General features: G+C 72.1%; 21 protein-coding genes and 1 pseudogene. 7 read left to right on the forward strand and 15 right to left on the reverse strand.

Going from position 1 to position 17,681, the window contains the following annotated elements:
* The 3 genes from E1267_RS34815 to E1267_RS34825 form a co-directional block, all read right to left on the reverse strand.
* Positions 1 to 542: Trp biosynthesis-associated membrane protein (locus E1267_RS34815; protein WP_132339050.1), on the reverse strand; the 542-nt coding region annotated here is incomplete at its 3' end.
* Positions 543 to 550: 8 nt separating this feature from the next.
* The gene (gene hisI, locus E1267_RS34820; protein ID WP_132339052.1) at positions 551 to 898 is read right to left on the reverse strand and encodes a phosphoribosyl-AMP cyclohydrolase; all 348 of its coding nucleotides are present in this window, start codon (positions 896 to 898) and stop codon (positions 551 to 553) included.
* A gap of 50 nt (positions 899 to 948) precedes the next feature.
* The gene (locus tag E1267_RS34825) at positions 949 to 1,269 is read right to left on the reverse strand and encodes an STAS domain-containing protein (protein WP_165959966.1); all 321 of its coding nucleotides are present in this window, start codon (positions 1,267 to 1,269) and stop codon (positions 949 to 951) included.
* 259 nt (positions 1,270 to 1,528) lie between these two features.
* Here E1267_RS34825 and E1267_RS34830 point away from each other — a divergent pair, with 259 nt between their 5' ends.
* Positions 1,529 to 1,921 (forward strand): ATP-binding protein, encoded by a 393-nt coding sequence (locus tag E1267_RS34830; RefSeq protein WP_132339056.1) that lies wholly within the window; start codon positions 1,529 to 1,531, stop codon positions 1,919 to 1,921.
* A 26-nt stretch (positions 1,922 to 1,947) separates the two neighbouring features.
* On the opposite strand, the gene E1267_RS34835 is transcribed toward E1267_RS34830, so the two are convergent.
* A complete protein-coding gene (locus E1267_RS34835) occupies positions 1,948 to 3,729 on the reverse strand; it encodes an ABC transporter ATP-binding protein (protein ID WP_132339058.1) in 1,782 nt (593 codons plus the stop codon).
* Entirely contained in the window at positions 3,726 to 5,558 is a 1,833-nt protein-coding gene (locus E1267_RS34840) for an ABC transporter ATP-binding protein (protein ID WP_132339060.1), read from the reverse strand. The genes E1267_RS34835 and E1267_RS34840 overlap by 4 nt, the downstream gene beginning before the upstream one ends.
* Before the next feature lie 69 nt (positions 5,559 to 5,627).
* Here E1267_RS34840 and E1267_RS34845 point away from each other — a divergent pair, with 69 nt between their 5' ends.
* The 3 genes from E1267_RS34845 (at position 5,628) to E1267_RS34850 (ending at position 8,021) form a co-directional block, all read left to right on the forward strand.
* Positions 5,628 to 6,257 carry a TIGR03085 family metal-binding protein gene (locus E1267_RS34845; RefSeq protein WP_132339062.1) on the forward strand — a complete coding sequence of 210 codons (630 nt, stop codon included), beginning with the start codon at positions 5,628 to 5,630 and terminating at the stop codon, positions 6,255 to 6,257.
* 176 nt (positions 6,258 to 6,433) lie between these two features.
* Positions 6,434 to 6,598, forward strand: a complete 165-nt coding sequence (locus E1267_RS44875; protein ID WP_165959967.1) for a hypothetical protein — start codon at positions 6,434 to 6,436, stop codon at positions 6,596 to 6,598.
* 61 nt (positions 6,599 to 6,659) lie between these two features.
* Positions 6,660 to 8,021 (forward strand): glutamine synthetase family protein, encoded by a 1,362-nt coding sequence (locus tag E1267_RS34850; RefSeq protein WP_132339064.1) that lies wholly within the window; start codon positions 6,660 to 6,662, stop codon positions 8,019 to 8,021.
* 5 nt (positions 8,022 to 8,026) lie between these two features.
* On the opposite strand, the gene hisF is transcribed toward E1267_RS34850, so the two are convergent.
* Genes hisF through hisD form a run of 9 tightly spaced genes read right to left on the reverse strand, consistent with a single transcriptional unit; the run spans position 8,027 to position 14,046 of the window.
* On the reverse strand, positions 8,027 to 8,788 hold the full coding sequence (gene hisF / locus E1267_RS34855; protein WP_132339066.1) for an imidazole glycerol phosphate synthase subunit HisF: 762 nt from the start codon (positions 8,786 to 8,788) through the stop codon (positions 8,027 to 8,029).
* On the reverse strand, positions 8,785 to 9,195 hold the full coding sequence (locus E1267_RS34860; protein WP_132339068.1) for a Rid family hydrolase: 411 nt from the start codon (positions 9,193 to 9,195) through the stop codon (positions 8,785 to 8,787). The genes hisF and E1267_RS34860 overlap by 4 nt, the downstream gene beginning before the upstream one ends.
* A 19-nt stretch (positions 9,196 to 9,214) precedes the next feature.
* Positions 9,215 to 9,937, reverse strand: a complete 723-nt coding sequence (gene priA / locus E1267_RS34865; protein ID WP_132339070.1) for a bifunctional 1-(5-phosphoribosyl)-5-((5-phosphoribosylamino)methylideneamino)imidazole-4-carboxamide isomerase/phosphoribosylanthranilate isomerase PriA — start codon at positions 9,935 to 9,937, stop codon at positions 9,215 to 9,217.
* Positions 9,937 to 10,266 (reverse strand): hypothetical protein, encoded by a 330-nt coding sequence (locus E1267_RS34870; RefSeq protein ID WP_132339072.1) that lies wholly within the window; start codon positions 10,264 to 10,266, stop codon positions 9,937 to 9,939. Before E1267_RS34870 ends, priA begins: the two co-directional genes overlap by 1 nt.
* Before the next feature lie 25 nt (positions 10,267 to 10,291).
* Entirely contained in the window at positions 10,292 to 10,924 is a 633-nt protein-coding gene (hisH, locus tag E1267_RS34875; protein ID WP_132339074.1) for an imidazole glycerol phosphate synthase subunit HisH, read from the reverse strand.
* Positions 10,921 to 11,076 carry a hypothetical protein gene (locus E1267_RS44880; RefSeq protein ID WP_165959968.1) on the reverse strand — a complete coding sequence of 52 codons (156 nt, stop codon included), beginning with the start codon at positions 11,074 to 11,076 and terminating at the stop codon, positions 10,921 to 10,923. The genes hisH and E1267_RS44880 overlap by 4 nt, the downstream gene beginning before the upstream one ends.
* Positions 11,073 to 11,666 (reverse strand): imidazoleglycerol-phosphate dehydratase HisB, encoded by a 594-nt coding sequence (gene hisB, locus E1267_RS34880; RefSeq protein WP_132339076.1) that lies wholly within the window; start codon positions 11,664 to 11,666, stop codon positions 11,073 to 11,075. Before hisB ends, E1267_RS44880 begins: the two co-directional genes overlap by 4 nt.
* The gene (locus E1267_RS34885; protein ID WP_132339078.1) at positions 11,663 to 12,733 is read right to left on the reverse strand and encodes a histidinol-phosphate transaminase; all 1,071 of its coding nucleotides are present in this window, start codon (positions 12,731 to 12,733) and stop codon (positions 11,663 to 11,665) included. The genes hisB and E1267_RS34885 overlap by 4 nt, the downstream gene beginning before the upstream one ends.
* A complete protein-coding gene (gene hisD / locus E1267_RS34890) occupies positions 12,730 to 14,046 on the reverse strand; it encodes a histidinol dehydrogenase (protein WP_132339086.1) in 1,317 nt (438 codons plus the stop codon). Before hisD ends, E1267_RS34885 begins: the two co-directional genes overlap by 4 nt.
* Positions 14,047 to 14,442: 396 nt before the next feature.
* On the opposite strand from hisD, the gene E1267_RS34895 reads away from it, so the two are divergent.
* The 3 genes from E1267_RS34895 (at position 14,443) to E1267_RS34905 (ending at position 17,277) form a co-directional block, all read left to right on the forward strand.
* A complete protein-coding gene (locus tag E1267_RS34895) occupies positions 14,443 to 14,637 on the forward strand; it encodes a hypothetical protein (RefSeq protein WP_132339080.1) in 195 nt (64 codons plus the stop codon).
* Between the two features lie 48 nt (positions 14,638 to 14,685).
* A complete protein-coding gene (gene ligD, locus E1267_RS34900) occupies positions 14,686 to 15,690 on the forward strand; it encodes a non-homologous end-joining DNA ligase (RefSeq protein ID WP_132339082.1) in 1,005 nt (334 codons plus the stop codon).
* 90 nt (positions 15,691 to 15,780) lie between these two features.
* Positions 15,781 to 17,277 (forward strand): trypsin-like serine peptidase, encoded by a 1,497-nt coding sequence (locus E1267_RS34905; RefSeq protein ID WP_132339084.1) that lies wholly within the window; start codon positions 15,781 to 15,783, stop codon positions 17,275 to 17,277.
* 14 nt (positions 17,278 to 17,291) lie between these two features.
* Here the strand turns inward: E1267_RS34905 and E1267_RS34910 are convergent.
* A pseudogene (locus E1267_RS34910) lies at positions 17,292 to 17,681 on the reverse strand (MFS transporter); the annotation flags it as partial.

Raw genomic sequence — 17,681 nt, forward strand, 5'->3', positions numbered from 1 at the left:
TCCCAGAGCGCCCTGTCGTCACTCACCCGGGCCGAGGGCTCACCCGCCGCCCGGTCGTAGCGGGCCGACATGCCCGCCCACCGGCCGCCGCGCAGGACCGCCAGCACGCCCCCGGCCGTCACCAGTATCGCTCCGGCGGCCGTCACGGCGGGCCACAGCGGCGCGACCTCCCAGGACAGGCCGGCGGCGCCGGACAACACGTTCTGCCCGCGCAGGCGTTCGCTCACGGTGTCGCCCGACAGCGCCGCCCACGCCGCCACCGCGGCGCCGGCCCCGCACAGGGCGAGCAGCGCCCCGACGGCCCGGCGTCCTGCGCCCTTCGTGGCCAGCACCGCTACCACGCCGGCCAGCCCGGCCAACGCCACAGGGCTGAGCACGGGGCTCAGCTCGCCGCCGCTCGGCGCCTCCGTCGCGGCGCCGTCGCCCAGGACCGTCACCCATGCCTGGCCTGCGGCCCACAACACGAGCAGGCAGCCGAGGGCCGTCATGACCACCCAGCCCCACAGCTCCCCGCGCCTTGACGTCCGCGCCTCGGGCTCCATCCGCGCTCCTAGCTCGGCGCGAGCTCTAGCGGGCCGGCGTCGAAGCAGGTGCGATCGCCCGTGTGGCACGCCCCCTCGACCTGGTCGACCTTGACCAGGATGGTGTCGCCGTCGCAGTCGAGCGCCACGGACTTGACGACCTGGACGTGGCCGGAGGTCGCGCCCTTGACCCAGAGCCGCGCGCGGCTGCGCGACCAGTAGGTGGCCCTGCCGGTGGTGAGCGTCCGATGCAGCGCCTCGTCGTTCATCCAGGCCAGCATGAGCACCTCGCCGGTGTCGTACTGCTGGGCGATCGCGGGGACCAGGCCGTCGGGGTTGCGCTTCAACCGCGCGGCGATCGTGGCGTCCAGGGACATGCACCCCATTCAACCAGCCGGCGCCACCGCCCCCGCCACCGGCGCGAGCCTCAGGTCAGGGCTTGGGGGAGGGTGTCGTAGATGGAGAACAGCGGCGCCAGGTTGGTCCTGCGCAGCCGCCGGAGCACCTGCCCCGGAGGCGCCACCAGAGCCATCGTGCCGTCCCTGTCGCGCAGGGCGGCGAGCACGCGCACCAGCACGCCGAGCCCTGTCGTGTCGATGAAACTCAGCCCGGTCATATCGACGACCAGCCGCGGACCGTGGTCCGCCACAGCCTCGTCGAGGCATTTCCTGACCTCGGAGACGTTGTCGACGTCGACCTCCCCCGTCAGGCTCACCACCACGAGGTCTCCGTGTCGGCGTCGCGTCATCTCCAGCACATCCGCGCCCATGCTCCTCATGACCCCTCCCGTGGGCGGCCCCGCCGAAAAGGTACACCTGTCCGCGCCGCGTCACGGTGGGTTTTACCGAGAATGCGGTACGTAATGGCGCTGGGCGGAGTACTTTCGGGTTCCCGAGCGTCCTGTGGGAGGACCGCCGTGGTGTACGTCGTCAGCTCCGCTCCCCGGGCAGCGCCCGAGCACGCTCGGCACGATCCGGCCGGGTTCGCCGCGGTCCGGCGGGTGCGCGATGGATAGCCGGATCCTCCGCCTCAGCTTCGCGCGGGGACACATCACGGAGCTGCGCAGGACCGTGACGGAGCACGCCGCCGGCGAGGGGCTGGCGGGCGGGTGCCTGGAGGACTTCGTGCTGGCGGTCAACGAGGTCTCCACCAACGCGGTGCTGCACGGCGGAGGCCACGGGCGGTTACGGGTGTGGCCGGGGGACGGGCGCCTGTGGTGCGAGGTCTCCGACGACGGCCCGGGGCTGCCGCCCGGATGGCTGGGCGACACGCGGCCGCCCAGGGGGATGGGCTTCGGCGGGCGGGGGCTGTGGCTGACGCGCATGGTGTGCGAGCACGTCCTGATCGTGTCGGGGCCGCGCGGCACGACCGTGACGTTCGCCTCCCCGGTGAGACGGTGATCAGGCGCCGGTGGCCACCGCCCCGGTCACGAGTGGGCCGCTGAGATCCACGAGGCGTGCAGGTCGGCGTACACGCCGGGCCGGCCCACCAGCTCCGAGTGGTGACCGCGCTGCACCAGGCGGCCCCCGTCGAAGACCAGCACCTCGTCGGCGTTCTCCGCCGTGGACAGGCGGTGCGCGATCGAGATGGCGGTGCGGCCGCGGGTGACGCCCTCCAGGGCCCGCGCCAGCCGTACCTCGGTGGCCGGGTCGACCGCCGAGGTGGCCTCGTCCAGCAGCAGCAGGTCGGGGTCGGCGAGGTAGGCGCGGGCCAGGGCGACGAGCTGGCGCTCGCCCGCCGACAGCGACTCGCCGCGCTGGCCGACGGCCGTGTCCAGGCCCCCGGGCAGCCCTTCGAGCCAGTCGGTCAGGCCCAGCTCTGTCATCGCGAGCCGGATCTCGCCGGTCGTGGCGGACGGCTTGCCGTAGCGGATGTTCTCCTCCAGCGTCCCGTCGAACAGGAAGCCGTCCTGGGGGACCATGACGATGCGTTCGCGCAGCGAGGAGAAGCGGATGCGGCGCAGGTCGTGGCCGTCCACGGTGACGCGGCCCGCTCCCGGGTCCATGAGACGCGTCAGGAGCTTGGCGAACGTGGTCTTGCCCGACCCGGTCTCCCCCACGACGGCGACGCGCGAGCGCGGCGGGATCTCCAGGGTGACCTCACGCAGCACGGGCACGCCTCCCGGGTAGGAGAAGTGCACGTCCTCGAAGGCGACCGAGATGGGGCCACGGGGCAGTTCCACGCCCCTGTCCCCGGGGTCGGCCACGTCCGGCGGGGTGTCGATGACGCCGAGCACGCGCCGCCAGCCCGCGACGGCGTTCTGGGCCTCGTTCAGCACCTCGGTGGCGGTCTGGAGCGGCGAGACGAACAGGGTGATCAGGAACAGGAACGCCACCAGCTCGCCCTGCGAGATGTCACCCGACAACCCGAGCCGCACCCCCATCAGCACGATGCCGGCGATGGCGACGGCGGCCACGATCTCGGTGAGCGGGAACACGAAGCCGACGATGGTCTGCGCCCTGGTCTGAGCGCGCCTGTTGGCGTCGACCGCCTGGTCGACGCGCTCGGCCGTACGGCGCTCGGAGGCGTACGCCCTGATGACGGTGGCGCCGACGACGGACTCGCTGATCGCGGCCAGCATGTCGCCGGTGCGCTCGCGGACGGCCGTGTACGCCCGCGACAACAACTTCTGGAAGCGCGGCAGCGCGATCATCAGGGGGATGAAGCACAACCAGACGAGCAGCGTGAGCTGCCAGGAGTAGACGAACATCAGCACGGTGGCCACGAACAGCTGGCCGAACGCCACGATGATCATCAGCCCGCCCCACTGCATGAACGTGCTGATCTGGTCGATGTCGTTGGTGACGCGCGAGACCAGGGCGCCGCGGCGCTCGGTGTTCTGGGTGAGCACGGACAGGTCGTGCACGTGCCGGAACCCGCGCACGCGCAAGGTGGCCAGTGACGACTCCGTCGCCTTGTAGAGGCGGACGTTCATGACGTACCCGGCGGCGGCCGTGAGCAGCACCGCGCCCGCGCAGACCAGGATCGCCCCGGTGATGTAGGCGGTGTCGGGAGTACCGGTCCTGAGGCCGGTGTCGATCGTCTGCTGGACGGCGATCGGTACGATGATCTTGCCGATGGTCGCGACGACGGCCAGCAGCAGCGTGACCACCAGCCCCTTGCGGAACTCCGGCGTGAGCGAGAGCCCCTGCCGGATGGTGGCCAGCGCGGACCGCTCGGAGTTGCCCCGGATGACCTCGGCCGTCATGCGCTGACCTCCTCTTCTTCTCCGGCCGGCACGTCGATGGCGGCGCGCTCGGCCTCCTCACGCTCGTAGGCGGTCACCAGGTTGCGGTAGCCGGCGCAGCGCCTGATCAGTTCGTCGTGCGGGCCGCGGTCGACGACCCGGCCGTGGTCGAGGTAGACGACCTCGTCGGCGAGGGCGATGGTCGCCATCCGGTAGGCGACGACCACGACGGTCGACGCCTCGGCGGCGTCCCGCAGCCCGTACAGGATCTTGGCCTCGACCTGCGGGTCCACGCTGGAGGTCGCGTCGTCGAGGATGAGCAGGCGCGGCCGGCGCACGACCGCGCGGGCGAGGGCGATGCGCTGGCGCTGGCCGCCGGACAGCGAGGTGCCGCGCTCGCCGACGCGCGTGTCGAGCCCGTCGGCCAGCCGCCCGACGAACCCGTCGGCCTGCGCCAGGCGCAGGGCGGCGCGCACGTCCTCGTCGCCGGCGTCGAGGCCGAGCGCGATGTTGCCGCGCACGGTGTCGTCGAACAGGAACGTCTGCTGCGGGACCAGGGCGACCGACTCGGCGATGCGGCCGTGGGCGAGCTCCCGCACGTCCACGCCGTCGAGCAGCACCTGCCCCCTGCCGGGGTCGACGAGCCTGACGAGCAGCTGCACGAGGGTGGACTTGCCCGAGCCCGTGGGCCCGACGAGCGCGACAGTGCGCCCGGCGGGCACGTCGAAGGTCACCTCGTGCAGCACCTCGGCCTCGCCGTAGGAGTAGGACACGTCGCGCACCTCGAGCCGGGCGGGCGCCGACGAGGCCGGGGCGGCCTGCCCGTACTCCATGGAGCCGGTCGCGTCCAGCACGGCCTGCACCCGCCCCCAGCCGACGACGCTGCGCGGCAGCTCGGCCAGCACCCAGCCGAGCGCCCTGATCGGGAAGGCCAGCAGCGTGAACAGGTAGGCGACCTCGACCAGGTCGCCGGAGTCGATCGAGCCGCCGGACAGCCGGGCCGAGCCGACGGCCAGCACCGCGAGCACGCCGATCGTGGGCAGGGCCTCCAGCATCGGGTCGAACAGCCCGCGCACGCGGCCGACCGCGATGTTGGCGTCACGCAGCTCGTGGGCGCGCCGCTGGAACCGTTCGGTCTCCAGGTCCTCCCTGCCGAGGGTCTTGACGACGAGCGCGCCGTCGAAGCTCTCGTGCGCGATCTCGCTGACCTCGGCGCGCAGTTGCTGCGCGCGGGTGGCGAGCGGGCTGAGCTTGCGCTGATAAACCAGGTTCAGTACGGCGATCGCCGGAAAAATCAGGAAACCGACGAGCGCCAGCACAAGATCCGTGAACACCATCGCGACCGCCGCCGTGACCAGCATGACGATCACGCCCACGGCCATCGGCAGCGGCGCCAGCGGCGCCCAGGCGGCCTCGGCGTCGGCGCCGGCGTTCGACAGCAGCTGCCCCGTCGGGTGCCGGTGGTGCCACGACAGCGGCAGCCGCAGGTACTGCTTGGTCACGTCCCTGCGCGACCTGGCCTGCATGCGGTACTGCAGGATGCCGGCCAGGATGCGCCGGCCCGCCACACCCAGGGCCTTGAGCAGTGCCGTGCCGAAGATCAGGAACGTTCCCGTCCACAACGCGCCCGCGACGGCGCGGCCCTCGCCGAAGGCGGGCAGCACGACGTTCTGGGTCGCCCACCCGAGGGCCCAGGCGGAGGCGACGGTCATGCCGCCGTAGACCGCGCTGGCCAGCACCGCCAGCGCGAACACCACCTTCTCTGCGCGAATGGCCACCCCAAGGACCCGCAGTCCTTGGCGCATCACGGCCGAGGTGACCTTGCTCGCCACTCGGTTGGGTCCTCTCATCACGGCATTTCTACGTATGTCACTATCACCCCTGATCATCTCGTTATTCCCGCGGGTAGGGTTGCTCGTGTGACTCACGCTCGTGGCGAACGCACCGCGCTCTGCGACCTGCTCGACCGGCTCGGCCCCGACGCGCCGACGTTGTGCGCGGGCTGGAGCACCTACGACCTGGCCGCACACCTGGTGCTGCGCGAGCGCAGGCCCGACGCGATGGGCGGCATCGCGCTCAAACCGCTCACCGGCTACACCACCTCCGTCCAGAACGCGCTCAAGGCCAAGCATCCCTATCCGGAGCTGGTCGCCAAAGTACGCCGGCCCGGCGGCGTGTTCGGGCTCGTGAAGGCCCTCGACGAGGCGGTCAACACGATCGAGTTCTTCGTCCACCACGAGGACGTCCGCCGCGCGCAGCCGTCGTGGGACCCACGCGAGCTGCCCGCCGAGCTGGAAGAGCTCTTCTGGAAGCGGCTGTCGTCCGGCTCCCGGCTGATGCTGCGCCGGGCCCCGGTGGGCGTGGTGCTGCACCGGCTGGGCGGTGGAGTGCTGCTGGCGGGCCCGCGCGGAGGTCCCAAGGTCGAGGTCACCGGCAGGGCCGGCGAGTTGCTGATGTTCTGCTTCGGACGTCAGGAGCACGCCAAGGTGGAGCTCACCGGCACGCCCGAGAACGTCGAACGGCTGCGCGGTGCCCCGCTCGGCATGTAGCCGGTCGCCGATGGCGCAAATCACGGCGCCATCGGCGCTCACGCCACATCTCTAGCCCTTACCATGGCAGAGGAAAGAAGCCCCCCGGTTAGGATCATGAACATCTTCATAGAAGATGCCAGTGATCGCCCAGATCCGGGTATATACGGCTGGGAATGGACTGCAGGAGGCCCCCCATGCAGGTCAAGAAGGTGATCACCTACGTGGCTGTCGCGTTCGTGGTCTTCTACCTGTTCACCCGGCCGGCCGAAGCCGCCGCCGCGGTCAACGGTGTGTTCGACGGAATTCTTCAGGGAGCCAATCAGTTGGCCACGTTCTTCTCCAGTGTTCTGACGCCCTGACCAACGGTCCTGTCCGCGTGAGGTGCTTCCAAGCGCTGCCGGATCGTGTTACGCAGGCAGGATGAGAGATCGCCCGAGCGGCACCACGATCCATCAGCTCGGCGCCACCGCGCGGCGCGTCCTCGAGCGAGCCGAGCTCGAGGGCATCGAGCTGATTCGTTTCCTGTACGCCGACCACGGAGGCGTGATCCGTGGCAAAGCGGCGTCCCGGTCACGGCTGGCCGAACGGCTCAACACCGGCATCGGGCACACAGTGGCCATGATGGCCATGAACATGCTCGACCAACTGCAGGACGTCGAGCACATGGGTCCGGTGGGCGAGGTACGCATCGTTCCCGACCCCGCGACCTACGTCACGTTGCCCCACGCGCCAGGTGCCGCGGCGATGTTGTCCGATCTGCGGCTGCCCGACGGCTCCCCGTGGGGCGCGTGCTCGCGGACCTTCCTCAAGGACGCCATCGCCGAACTGGCCGCCGACGGCTACACGCTGGTCGCCGCGTTCGAGCCGGAGTTCACGCTCGGCCGCCGCCTGCCCGACCCGTCCGGCGGCCCCGACCGGCTGGTGCCCGTCGACGACTCGCTCTGCTATGCGGGCACCGGCTTCGACACCGCCCACGACTACACGATCAAGCTCATCCGCGCCTTGGAGACGCAGGGCCTGCACGTCGAGCACTACCACCCGGAGCTCGGCCCCGGCCAGCAGGAACTGTCGGTCCACCACGCGCCGGCGCTGCGGGCCGCCGACAACCATGTCCTCTACCGCGAGACCGTGCGCGGCGTGGCCATGCGCATGCAGCTGTGGGCCTCGCTGGCCCCCAAACCGCTGGCCGACCAGGCCGGCAACGGCTCCCACCTGCACCTGTCGCTGTGGCGCGACGGCCGCAACGTCTTCGCCGGCGACGACGAGACGCGCGACGGCTTCATCGGCGGCCTGATCGCCCATCTGCCCGCCCTCACCGCGCTGACCTGCGGCAGCGTCAACAGCTTCCGGCGCCTGGCGCCCCGCATGTGGTCGAGCGCGTACGCCGTCTACGGCCCCGACAACCGGGAGGCCGCGGTCCGCGTCTGCTCCCCTCTCGGGGACACCGGTGAGCCCAACCTGGAGCTGAAGCCGTCCGACTCCTCCGCCAACCCGTACCTGTCGCTGGGAGCCGTCATCCACGCGGGCCTCGACGGCATCCGGCGCAAGCTCGACCCGGGCGCGGCCGTGAACGTCGACCCCGACACGCAGCCGGGCCGCTTCCAGCGCCTGCCGTCGTCACTGGACGAGGCGCTCGACGCGCTGGAGAACGACGAGGTGCTCATGGAGGCGCTCGGGCCGTTGCGGCGCAGCGGGTACCTGGCCGTCAAACGGTCCGAGGCGGCCGCGTTCGCCGCCCAGGACGCCTCCTACGAGCTGTTCCACCACCTTCGGGTGTTCTGAGGACGCTAGCGGACCGGATGGCCCGCCATCCGGAGCGTCTCCTTGACCTCGGAGATCTTCAGCGTGCCGAAGTGGAACACGCTGGCGGCCAGCACCGCGTCGGCGCCCGCCGTCACCGCCGGAGGAAAGTCCTCAAGGCGTCCGGCACCGCCGCTGGCGATCACCGGCACGCGCACGACGGCCCGGACCGCGCGCAACATCTCCAGGTCGTAGCCGTCGAGCGTGCCGTCGCCGTCCATCGAGTTGAGCAGAATCTCGCCCACGCCGAGTTCCTCGCCGCGGGCGGCCCACTCCACCGCGTCGATGCCGGTGCCGCGGCGGCCGCCGTGCGTGGTCACCTCGAAGCCGCTCGGCGTGTCCGGCGCGCGTCGCGCGTCGACGGACAGCACGACGCACTGGGCGCCGAACCGCCGGGACGCCTCGGTGAGCAGCTCGGGCCGGGCCATGGCCGCGGTGTTGAGCGACACCTTGTCGGCGCCGGCGCGCAGCAACCGGTTGACGTCGTCGACCGTACGCACGCCGCCGCCCACGGTGAGCGGGATGAACACCTGTTCGGCGGTCCTGCGCACCACGTCGAGCATGGTCTCGCGCTCGCCGGACGACGCGGTGATGTCGAGGAAGGTCAGCTCGTCGGCCCCCTCCTCGTCGTAGCGCCTGGCCAGCTCGACCGGGTCGCCCGCGTCGCGCAGGTTCTCGAAGTTGACGCCCTTGACGACGCGTCCGGCGTCCACGTCGAGACAGGGAATGACTCTTACCGCTACGGTCATGCTCGCAGTGCCTCGATTTCGATCTCGACCAGCATCCTAGGGTCGACCAGCCCGGCCACGCGCACCCCGGTGCAGGCGGGTCGCACGTCGCGGAAGACGTCGCGGATGGCGCGCCCGACGGGGTCGAAGTGGCGCTGCTCCACGACGTAATAGCGGACCATGACGACGTCGTCGCGGGTCAGGCCGCCCGTCGCGACGGCCGTCAGCGCGATGTCGATCGCGGTCAGTGCCTGCTCGTAGGCGTCGCCGAGGTGGCGCACCTCTCCTTCGACGGTGGCCGTGCACCCGGACACGATCACCCGGTCACCCGCGACGACGGCGCGGGCGTAACCATACCTTTCCTCCCAGACACCTCCGGAGAACACCCTCCGTCCGGTGTTCTCCATGCCGATGCTGCTGACGCTCATCCCGCCCCCTCCCGGCGAACTACACGCGTACCGCGGCAAGCGCGTCTTCCAGCGTGAACGCGTGAGCGTAGAGGGCTCTGCCCACGATGGCGCCCTCCAGTCCGTCGGGAACGAGCGAAGCGAGTGCGACCAGGTCATCGAGGCTGGACACGCCGCCGCTGGCCACCACAGGCCGGTCGGTGCGGGCGCAGATGCGGCGGTAGAGGTCGAGGTTGGGACCCTGGAGCATGCCGTCCTTGGTCACGTCGGTGACGACGTAGCGGGGGCAGCCGTCGGCCTCGAGCCGGTCGAGCACCTCCCACAGGTCGCCGGCGTCCTTGGTCCAGCCGCGGGCGGCCAGCGTGTCGCCGCGCACGTCGAGCCCCACGGCGATCCGGTCGCCGTGCTCGGCGATGACCTTCCGGCACCAGCCGGGGTTCTCCAGGGCGGCGGTGCCGATGTTGACCCGGCGGCAGCCGGTGGCCAGCGCGGCGGCCAGCGAGTCGTCGTCGCGGATGCCGCCGGACAACTCGACGTTCACGTCGAGCTTGCCGATGACCTCGGCGATCAGCTCGCGGTTGCCGCCCCTGCCGAACGCGGCGTCGAGGTCGACCAGGTGGATCCACTCGGCGCCGGCTTCCTGCCAGGCGAGCGCGGCGGCGAGAGGTTCGCCGTGGCGGGTCTCGGTGCCGGCTTCGCCCTGGGTCAGGCGTACGGCCTGGCCGCCGGCCACGTCGACGGCGGGCAGCAGGAGCAGCGACATCAGATCCTCCGGTCGAAGGCGAGGGTCACGACAACGGGTGTGAGCAGCAGGGACAGGACGAGAACACCGAAGCTGAGCAGGAGCGAGCCCCAGACCAGCCAGACGAGCACCTGCACGAGCAGGAGCCCGAGCGCCACCACGGCGTTCTGGGCGCGGCGGCGGCGGGCGAGCAGGCCGCCCTGGCGAGCGGCCCGCGCCGGGCGCGGGAGCATACGCGACAGGAGGGCGCGGCGGCGGGCGCGGCGTGCCTGCCGCAGCTCGTTGGCCCGGATGGCGCGGGCCCGCTCGGCCTCACGCTCGGCCCTGCGCCGGGCGCGTTCCTTGCTCACCGGGCCTCCCGGCCGGTTCGCCCGCTCACAGGGTGCCGAGCCAGTTGCGCAGCAGGGTGGCGCCTGCGTCGCCGGACTTCTCCGGGTGGAACTGGGTGGCCATGAGAGGGCCGTTCTCCACGGCTGCCACGAACGGCACGCCGTGCTCGGCCCACGTGACGAGCGGGTCGGAGAAGCCGTCACCCGCCCGCAGCTCCCAGTCGCGCACGCCGTAGGAGTGCACGAAGTAGAAGCGGGTGGCGGGGTCGAGCCCGGCGAACAGCACGCTGCCCGCGGGCGCCTTGACGGTGTTCCAGCCCATGTGGGGCAGCACGGGGGCGTCGAGCCGGCCGACTGTGCCCGGCCACTCGCCGCAGCCCTCGGTCTCGACGCCGTGCTCCACCCCACGGGCGAACAGGATCTGCATGCCGACGCAGATGCCCAGCACCGGACGCCCCCCGGACAGGCGGCGGCCGATGATCTGCTCGCCGCGCACGCCTTTGAGACCCGTCATGCAGGCCTCGAACGCGCCGACGCCCGGCACGACGAGACCGTCGCACGACAGCGCGGCGTCGAAGTCGGACGTCACGCTCACGTCGGCGCCGGCCCGGGTCAGCGCCCGTTCGGCCGAGCGCAGGTTGCCCGACCCGTAGTCGAGCACCACCACGTTCTTGCTCACCACCACAGCACCCCCGCCGTGATCGCCATTGCCGCGCCCAGCGCGCAGATCGCCGCACCGAGCTTGAGACCCTGTTTGGCCAGGGAGAACACCCCGCCGATGAGGAACAGCCCGATGAAGACCATCACGCCGGCGATGAGGTTGTCCGTCACAGGACGCCCTTGGTGCTGGGCACCCCCGTGGCGCGGGGGTCGGGCTCCGACGCCTCGCGCAGGGCCCTGGCCAGGGCCTTGAACTGGGACTCCACGACGTGGTGGGCGTTGCGCCCGTAGGGGACGTGGACGTGCAGGCAGACGGCCGCCTGGGCGACGAACGACTCCAGGATGTGGCGGGTCATCGTCGTGTCGTATTCGGGGCCGATCATCGGCGCCATGCCCTCGGGCTCGGAGTGCACGAGGTAGGGGCGGCCGGACAGGTCGACGGTGACCTGGGCCAGGGACTCGTCCAGCGGACACGACGCGCTGCCGAACCGCCTGATGCCCGACTTGTCGCCCAACGCTTCGCGGAACGCCGCGCCCAGCGCCAGCGCGGTGTCCTCGATCGTGTGGTGCGAGTCGATGTGCAGATCGCCCTCGGTCTTGACCGTGAGGTCGAACAGGCCGTGCTTGCCCAGCTGGGCCAGCATGTGGTCGTAGAAGCCGACCCCGGTCGACACCTCGACCCGGCCGGTGCCGTCGAGGCCGACCTCCACCAGGACCGAGGTCTCCTTCGTAACGCGCTCGACGCGGCCGACGCGGCTCACAGCACTCCTTCCAGGGCGGCGCGGAACGCCGCCATCTCCTCGCCGGTGCCGATCGACACCCGCAGCCATTCTGGCGGGCCCACCTCGCGGATGAGCACCCCGCGCTCCAGCAGGCCCTCCCACACAGCGCGCCGGTCGGGAAACCGTCCGAACAACACGAAGTTCGCGTCGGAGTCGGCCACCCGCAGGCCCTTGGAGCGCAGCCACGCCACCGTGTCGTCGCGCTCGCGCCGCAGCGCGTCGACGGTGCCCAGCAACTCGGCGTGGTGCCGCAGCGCCACGCGCGCCGCCGTCTGGGTGAGCGTCGACAAATGGTACGGCAGGCGCACCAGCAGCAGCGCCTGCACCACGGCCGGATGCGCGGCGAGGTAGCCGAGCCGGGTGCCGGCCATGGCGAACGCCTTGGACATCGTCCTGGTGACGATCAGCCGCGGATGGTCGGACAGCAGGGTGAGCGCCGACGGGGTGCCCTCACGGGCGAACTCCGCGTAGGCCTCGTCGACCACGACCACGCCCGGCGCGGCGGCCAGGACCGCCTCGATCGTGGCCAGCGGCTGGGCGGTGCCGGTCGGGTTGTTGGGCGAGGCCAGGAACACGATGTCGGGCCGGTGCTCCTCGATCGCGGCCACGGCCTTGCCCGGGTCGATCGAGAAGTCGGCCTCGCGGCCGGCCTGGATCCACTCGGTGCTGGTGCCGCTGGTGATGATCGGGTGCATCGAGTAGGAGGGCTCGAACCCGATGGCGGTGCGGCCGTGGCCACCGAACGCCTGCAGAATCTGCTGGAGCACCTCGTTGGAGCCGTTGGCGGCCCACACCTGCTCGGTGGCCAGGCCGTGGCCGAGATAGGCGGCCAGGTCGGCGCGCAGGGCGGTGGCGTCCCTGTCGGGGTAGCGGTTGAGATCGCCCGCCTGGGCCCGCACCGCCTCGGCCAGGTCGTCGACCAGGCGGGGCGAGGGCGGGTAGGGGTTCTCGTTGGTGTTGAGCCGCACCGGGACGTCGATCTGGGGCGCGCCGTAGGGCGTCTTGCCCCTCAGGTCGTCGCGGATGGGCAGGTCGTCGAGGTTCACTCGGTCTCCGTGGGCACTCGCCAGTCGAAACGGGCGCGGATCGCGGCACCGTGTGCGGGCAGGTCTTCGGCGTCGGCCAGGGCCGACACGTGGGCCGCCGCTCCCGCGAGCGCCTCGCGGGAATAGTCGACGACGTGGACGCCGCGCAGGAACGACTGCACCGACAGGCCGCCGGAGTGACAGGCGCAGCCGCCCGTCGGCAGCACGTGGTTGGACCCGGCGAGGTAGTCGCCGAGCGAGACGGGCGCGTAGGTGCCCACGAAGATCGCCCCGGCGTTCCTGACGCGGGCGGCGACGGCCGCGGCGTCTGCGGTGTGGATCTCCAGGTGCTCGGCGGCGTAGGCGTCGACGACCTTGAGGCCGTCGTCTATGGAGCTCACCAGCACGATGCCCGACTGCCTGCCGTTCAGCGCCTCGGTGATGCGCTCGGAATGCCGGGTCGCGGAGACCTGCCCCGGCAGCTCCTTCTCGACCGCGTCGGCCAGCTCGGCGCTGGTGGTGACCAGCACTGCGGCGGCGATCGTGTCGTGCTCGGCCTGGCTGATCAGGTCGGCGGCGACGTGGACCGGGTCGGCCGTCTCGTCGGCGAGGATGGCGATCTCGGTGGGGCCAGCCTCGGAGTCGATGCCGATGCGGCCCTTGAGCAGCCGCTTGGCCGCCACCACGTAGATGTTGCCGGGGCCGGTGACCATCGTGGCCGCCGGGCAGTCCTCGGTGCCGTAGGCGAACATGGCCACCGCCTGAGCCCCGCCGGCGGAGTGCACCTCGTCGACGCCGAGCAGCGCGCACGCGGCCAGGACCGTGGGGTGCGGCAGCCCGCCGTGCTCCTTCTGCGCCGGGCTGGTCACGGCCAGCGAGCCGACGCCGGCCTCCTGGGCGGGCACGACGTTCATCACCACGCTGGACGGATAGACCGCCCGGCCGCCCGGGACGTAGAGGCCCACGCGCTCGACCGGCACCCACCGCTCGGTCACCGTGCCGCCGGGCACGACCTGGGTGGTGACGTCGGCGCGCCGCTGGTCGCGGTGGACGAGCCTGGCCCGCCTGATCGACTCCTCCAGCGCCGCCCTGACCCTGGGGTCGAGCTCGCGCAGCGCCCGCTCGAGCGCCTCGGCGGGAACGCGGGTGGTGGCGATCTCGACACCGTCGAACCTGGCGGTCAGCTCCCGTACGGCTGCCGCCCCACGATGGCGCACGTCCTCACAGATGGGCCGCACCTTCTCCAGGGCGGCCTCGACGTCGATCTCGGCGCGGGGCAGCACGTCGCGCAGGTCCGCGGGAAGCGAACCGCGCATGTCGATACGGGAAATCACCATCACAGTTTACGGAGTCCGGGCGGCGGATCCTCATCCGTCCACCATGCGGACCATGCGGGCGCGGAATGCGACGGCCGCGGGGGCGGCGCTCGCCGAAGCCGCGCCCGCGGCCGCCGTCACCCCGGACCGGGCCTGCCGGGGCGGGAGCCGTGGCCGTCACGGGGGCACGGCCACGGCCGGGAAAAGCCGAAGGTGCCTACTCACTGCCCGCGCCGCGCACTCGTTAACGCGCCGTGCCCGGATATCTCATGACAACGGAAAATTTAAGTTACGGAGCTTTACGCCGTCCGTGTGTCGCGGTCGCCGGAGGGCGCGCGCGTGAGCCGGCCGCCCGCCGCGCGCATTCCCCAATATCGCTTGTCCCGTATGTCCGATTCCCCTACCCTCTCCGGCATGGGACAGTGGCACGGCCCCGGCGGCATCCTCGTCGAGGCGATCATCCTCGATGATCGCCCGCTGTTGCGCGTCTCCCATCAGGTCAACGGCAGAAGCTACCTGCGCGGCTACTGCACCACCGTCGCCGAGCTCGGCGAGCACGGCGTCGACCTCGCCGACCTCGTCGAGAAGACGCCCCTTGACCATCTGTAAACCCCCGCCGAACACTGACGGCCGGACGGACGGGGTACGGCAAGCACCATGGTCCGGCTGCCCGCCTACAGGCCGATGCTGGCCCAGCTCGGCACCCTGACCGCCGTCCAGGGCGCGGACTGGGCCGTCGAGATGAAGTGGGACGGCGTACGCGCGCTCGCCTACGTCGAGGACGGCGCCGTACGCCTGATGTCGCGCAACGCCAAGGACATCACCCCCGCCTACCCCGAACTGCAGCTCATGGGAGGCGCCACCGGCGGGCGCCCGGCCGTCATCGACGGGGAGATCGTCGCCTTCGACGAGGCGGGACGGCCCAGCTTCGAGGCGCTGCAACCCCGGATGCACCAGCGCAATCCCCGGATCGTGGCCGAGCTGACCAGGTCGGTGCCGGTGACGTTCATGGCGTTCGACATCCTGCACCTCGGCGACGACGCCGTCATCGCGCGGCCGTACATCGAGCGCAGGGACCTGCTGGAGAGCACGCTCACGCCCGGATACCGGTGGCAGGTGCCCGTCTGGTTCGCCGACCACGCCGAGCAGGCGGTCGACTCCTCCCGCCGCCTCGGCCTCGAAGGGGTCGTGTGCAAACGGATGAGCTCGCCGTACCGGCCGGGCCGGCGCAACTCCGAATGGACGAAGGTCAAGAACGTCAGCGCCACCGAGGTCGTGATCTGCGGGTGGAAACCGGGAGGCGGGCGGCGTACCGGCACGATCGGCTCGCTGCTGCTCGGCGCGTACGACCAGCGCGGCCGGCTGCGGTACGTGGGCCACGTCGGCACCGGGTTCACCGAGGCCATGCTGCGCGAACTGCGCGACCGCCTGACGCCGCTGGAGCGGCCCGGCCCGCCGTTCGACGAGCCGGTGCCGCGTGAGGACGCCCGCGACGCGCGCTGGGTCGAGCCGCGGATGGTCGGCGAGGTGCAGTACGCCGAGGTCACCGGCGACGGCAGGCTGCGCCACCCGTCCTGGCGCGGCCTGCGCCCCGACCGCGAGCCGTCGGAGGCCCGCACGACCGGGATCGCCCCGCCGGGCACGGACGCCGCCGCGGGCTGAACGGACGACACCCGAACCCATAAGCTACAATTTGTTTACAAATGATGACTTAGAGTGATCTGAGGTATCGACGTGTCCGGGAGGGACGCTGTGCCGAAGACACTGGTCATCGTGGTGGCCACGCTGGCGTGGCTGTCCCTCGCACCCGCCCCGCCCGCCGTCCACACGGTCACCCATTCCGGCACCCACTCCGGCACCCACCCCGGGCCGCCCGTCCAGAGCCAGGCACACTCCGGCGCCGCGTCGTCGCCGCTCATGCGCCCAGGACACGCCGTACGCTACTGGACCCCCGCGCGGCAGGCCGCCGCCGCGAACCCGCCGGAGACCGTGGCCGCCCCCAGGCGGGGCACGGCGGACGTCGCGGGCACACGGCGGCACAGCGTCCCCGCCTCCAAGCGCCTCACCCCGGGCAGCGACGCCAACGGATACGCCCGCGTACGGCGGCCGTACACACGCGCCGCAGACAGCCGGATCACCGGCAGGCTCTTCTTCGTCAACTCCGGCGGGCAGGGCGACTCCTGCAGCGCCTCCGTCGTCCGCTCCGCCGCGCACACGCTCGTCGTCACCGCCGCCCACTGCGTCTACAGCGTCCCAGCGGGCGCGGCGGCCGGCCGCTGGCACCAACGCTTCGCGTTCGTCCCCGCCTACGACGGGCGGGCGGACACCGTCGGCGAACGCGAACCGTACGGGCGGTGGGGCGGCCGGCGGGCGTGGAAACCCGACGGCTACACCGGCCTGACCGGCGGCGACTGGAACTCCGTCCACGACATCGCCCTCATCGAGGTCGGCCCGCGCAAGCGCACCCTCCAGGCGACCGTCGGCGCCTTCACCCCTATGCGCAGCCAGGGCGGCAGGCACACCGTCGTCACCAGGGGCTACCCGGGGGTGCCCGGCCGGCAGCCGTACGACGGGCGGGACCAGCTCTGGTGCCTCGGCCGCACCCGGCCGGCCACCGGCATGGTGCTCGGCGCCACCCTCCCCGCCGCCCTGCTTGCCGGGCGGTCCGGCACGGCGCTGCCGCCCGGCCGGCTGGAGACGCACAACTGCCACCTGCACAAGGGCCACAGCGGCGGGCCGTGGCTCATCCGAGGCACCCGGGACCTGGTCGGGGTGCTGTCGGCGGGCAAGGAGGACGGCTACGCCGCGGGCAACGCCGTCGCCAACGCGCTCAACGCGGAAGGCTACGGCGCCATCGTCCGCCAGGCCGACCCGAGCGGCGTGTACGACGCCCTGTCCATCACGCTCAAAAGACCCAGGAAACCGGTCAAGCGCGGCGCCACCGCCACCGTCACGGCCACCGTCCGCCTGCGCGGCCTGATGGCCGCCGCCCACGTGCCCGTCACGCTCACCCTGCCGCCCGGCACGACCCTCACCGCGACCAGCGGCGGCTGCGTACACGAACCCGCCAAGGCCGCCTGCACGATCCCCGCCGTCCACCCGCGCCGGCCGGTGCGCGTCACCGCCACGATCGCCGTCGCCCGGAACGTGCGGGCGCCCCTGCGCGTCGTCGCGCACGTCGCCTCCTCCGCCCTCGACCCCTCCCAGGCCGACAACACCAGCGCCGTCCGGCTCAGAACCCGCCCCTGAGCCGGAGCGCGGGGTCAGCCGGCGGGTTCGGGGACGGGTTCCTTCAGCGTCCGCGCCAGCAACCAGGCCAGGACGGGGAACACGACCAGGCACGCCAGCGCCACCCTCAGCGTCGCCGCCTCCGCCACCGCGCCCACCAGCGGGCTCGCCAGCCCGCCGACGCTCACCGCCAGCCCCAGGGTCACGCCACTGGCCGTCCCCACCCGGCCGGGCAGGAAGTCCTGCCCCAGCGTCACGTGCAGCGAGAACGGGGCGTACAGGGCGATCGACGAAGCGGCGACGAAGGCGTACGCGACAGGGCCGGGAACGAGCACCACGCCGGCCACGGCGGGGATCGCCAGCAGGTAGGCCAGCCGCATCGTGCGCAGCCGGCCCCAGCGGGCCGCCAGCCGGCCGCCCAGCAC

Source organism: Nonomuraea longispora, assembly GCF_004348345.1.
Lineage (GTDB): Bacteria > Actinomycetota > Actinomycetes > Streptosporangiales > Streptosporangiaceae > Nonomuraea > Nonomuraea longispora.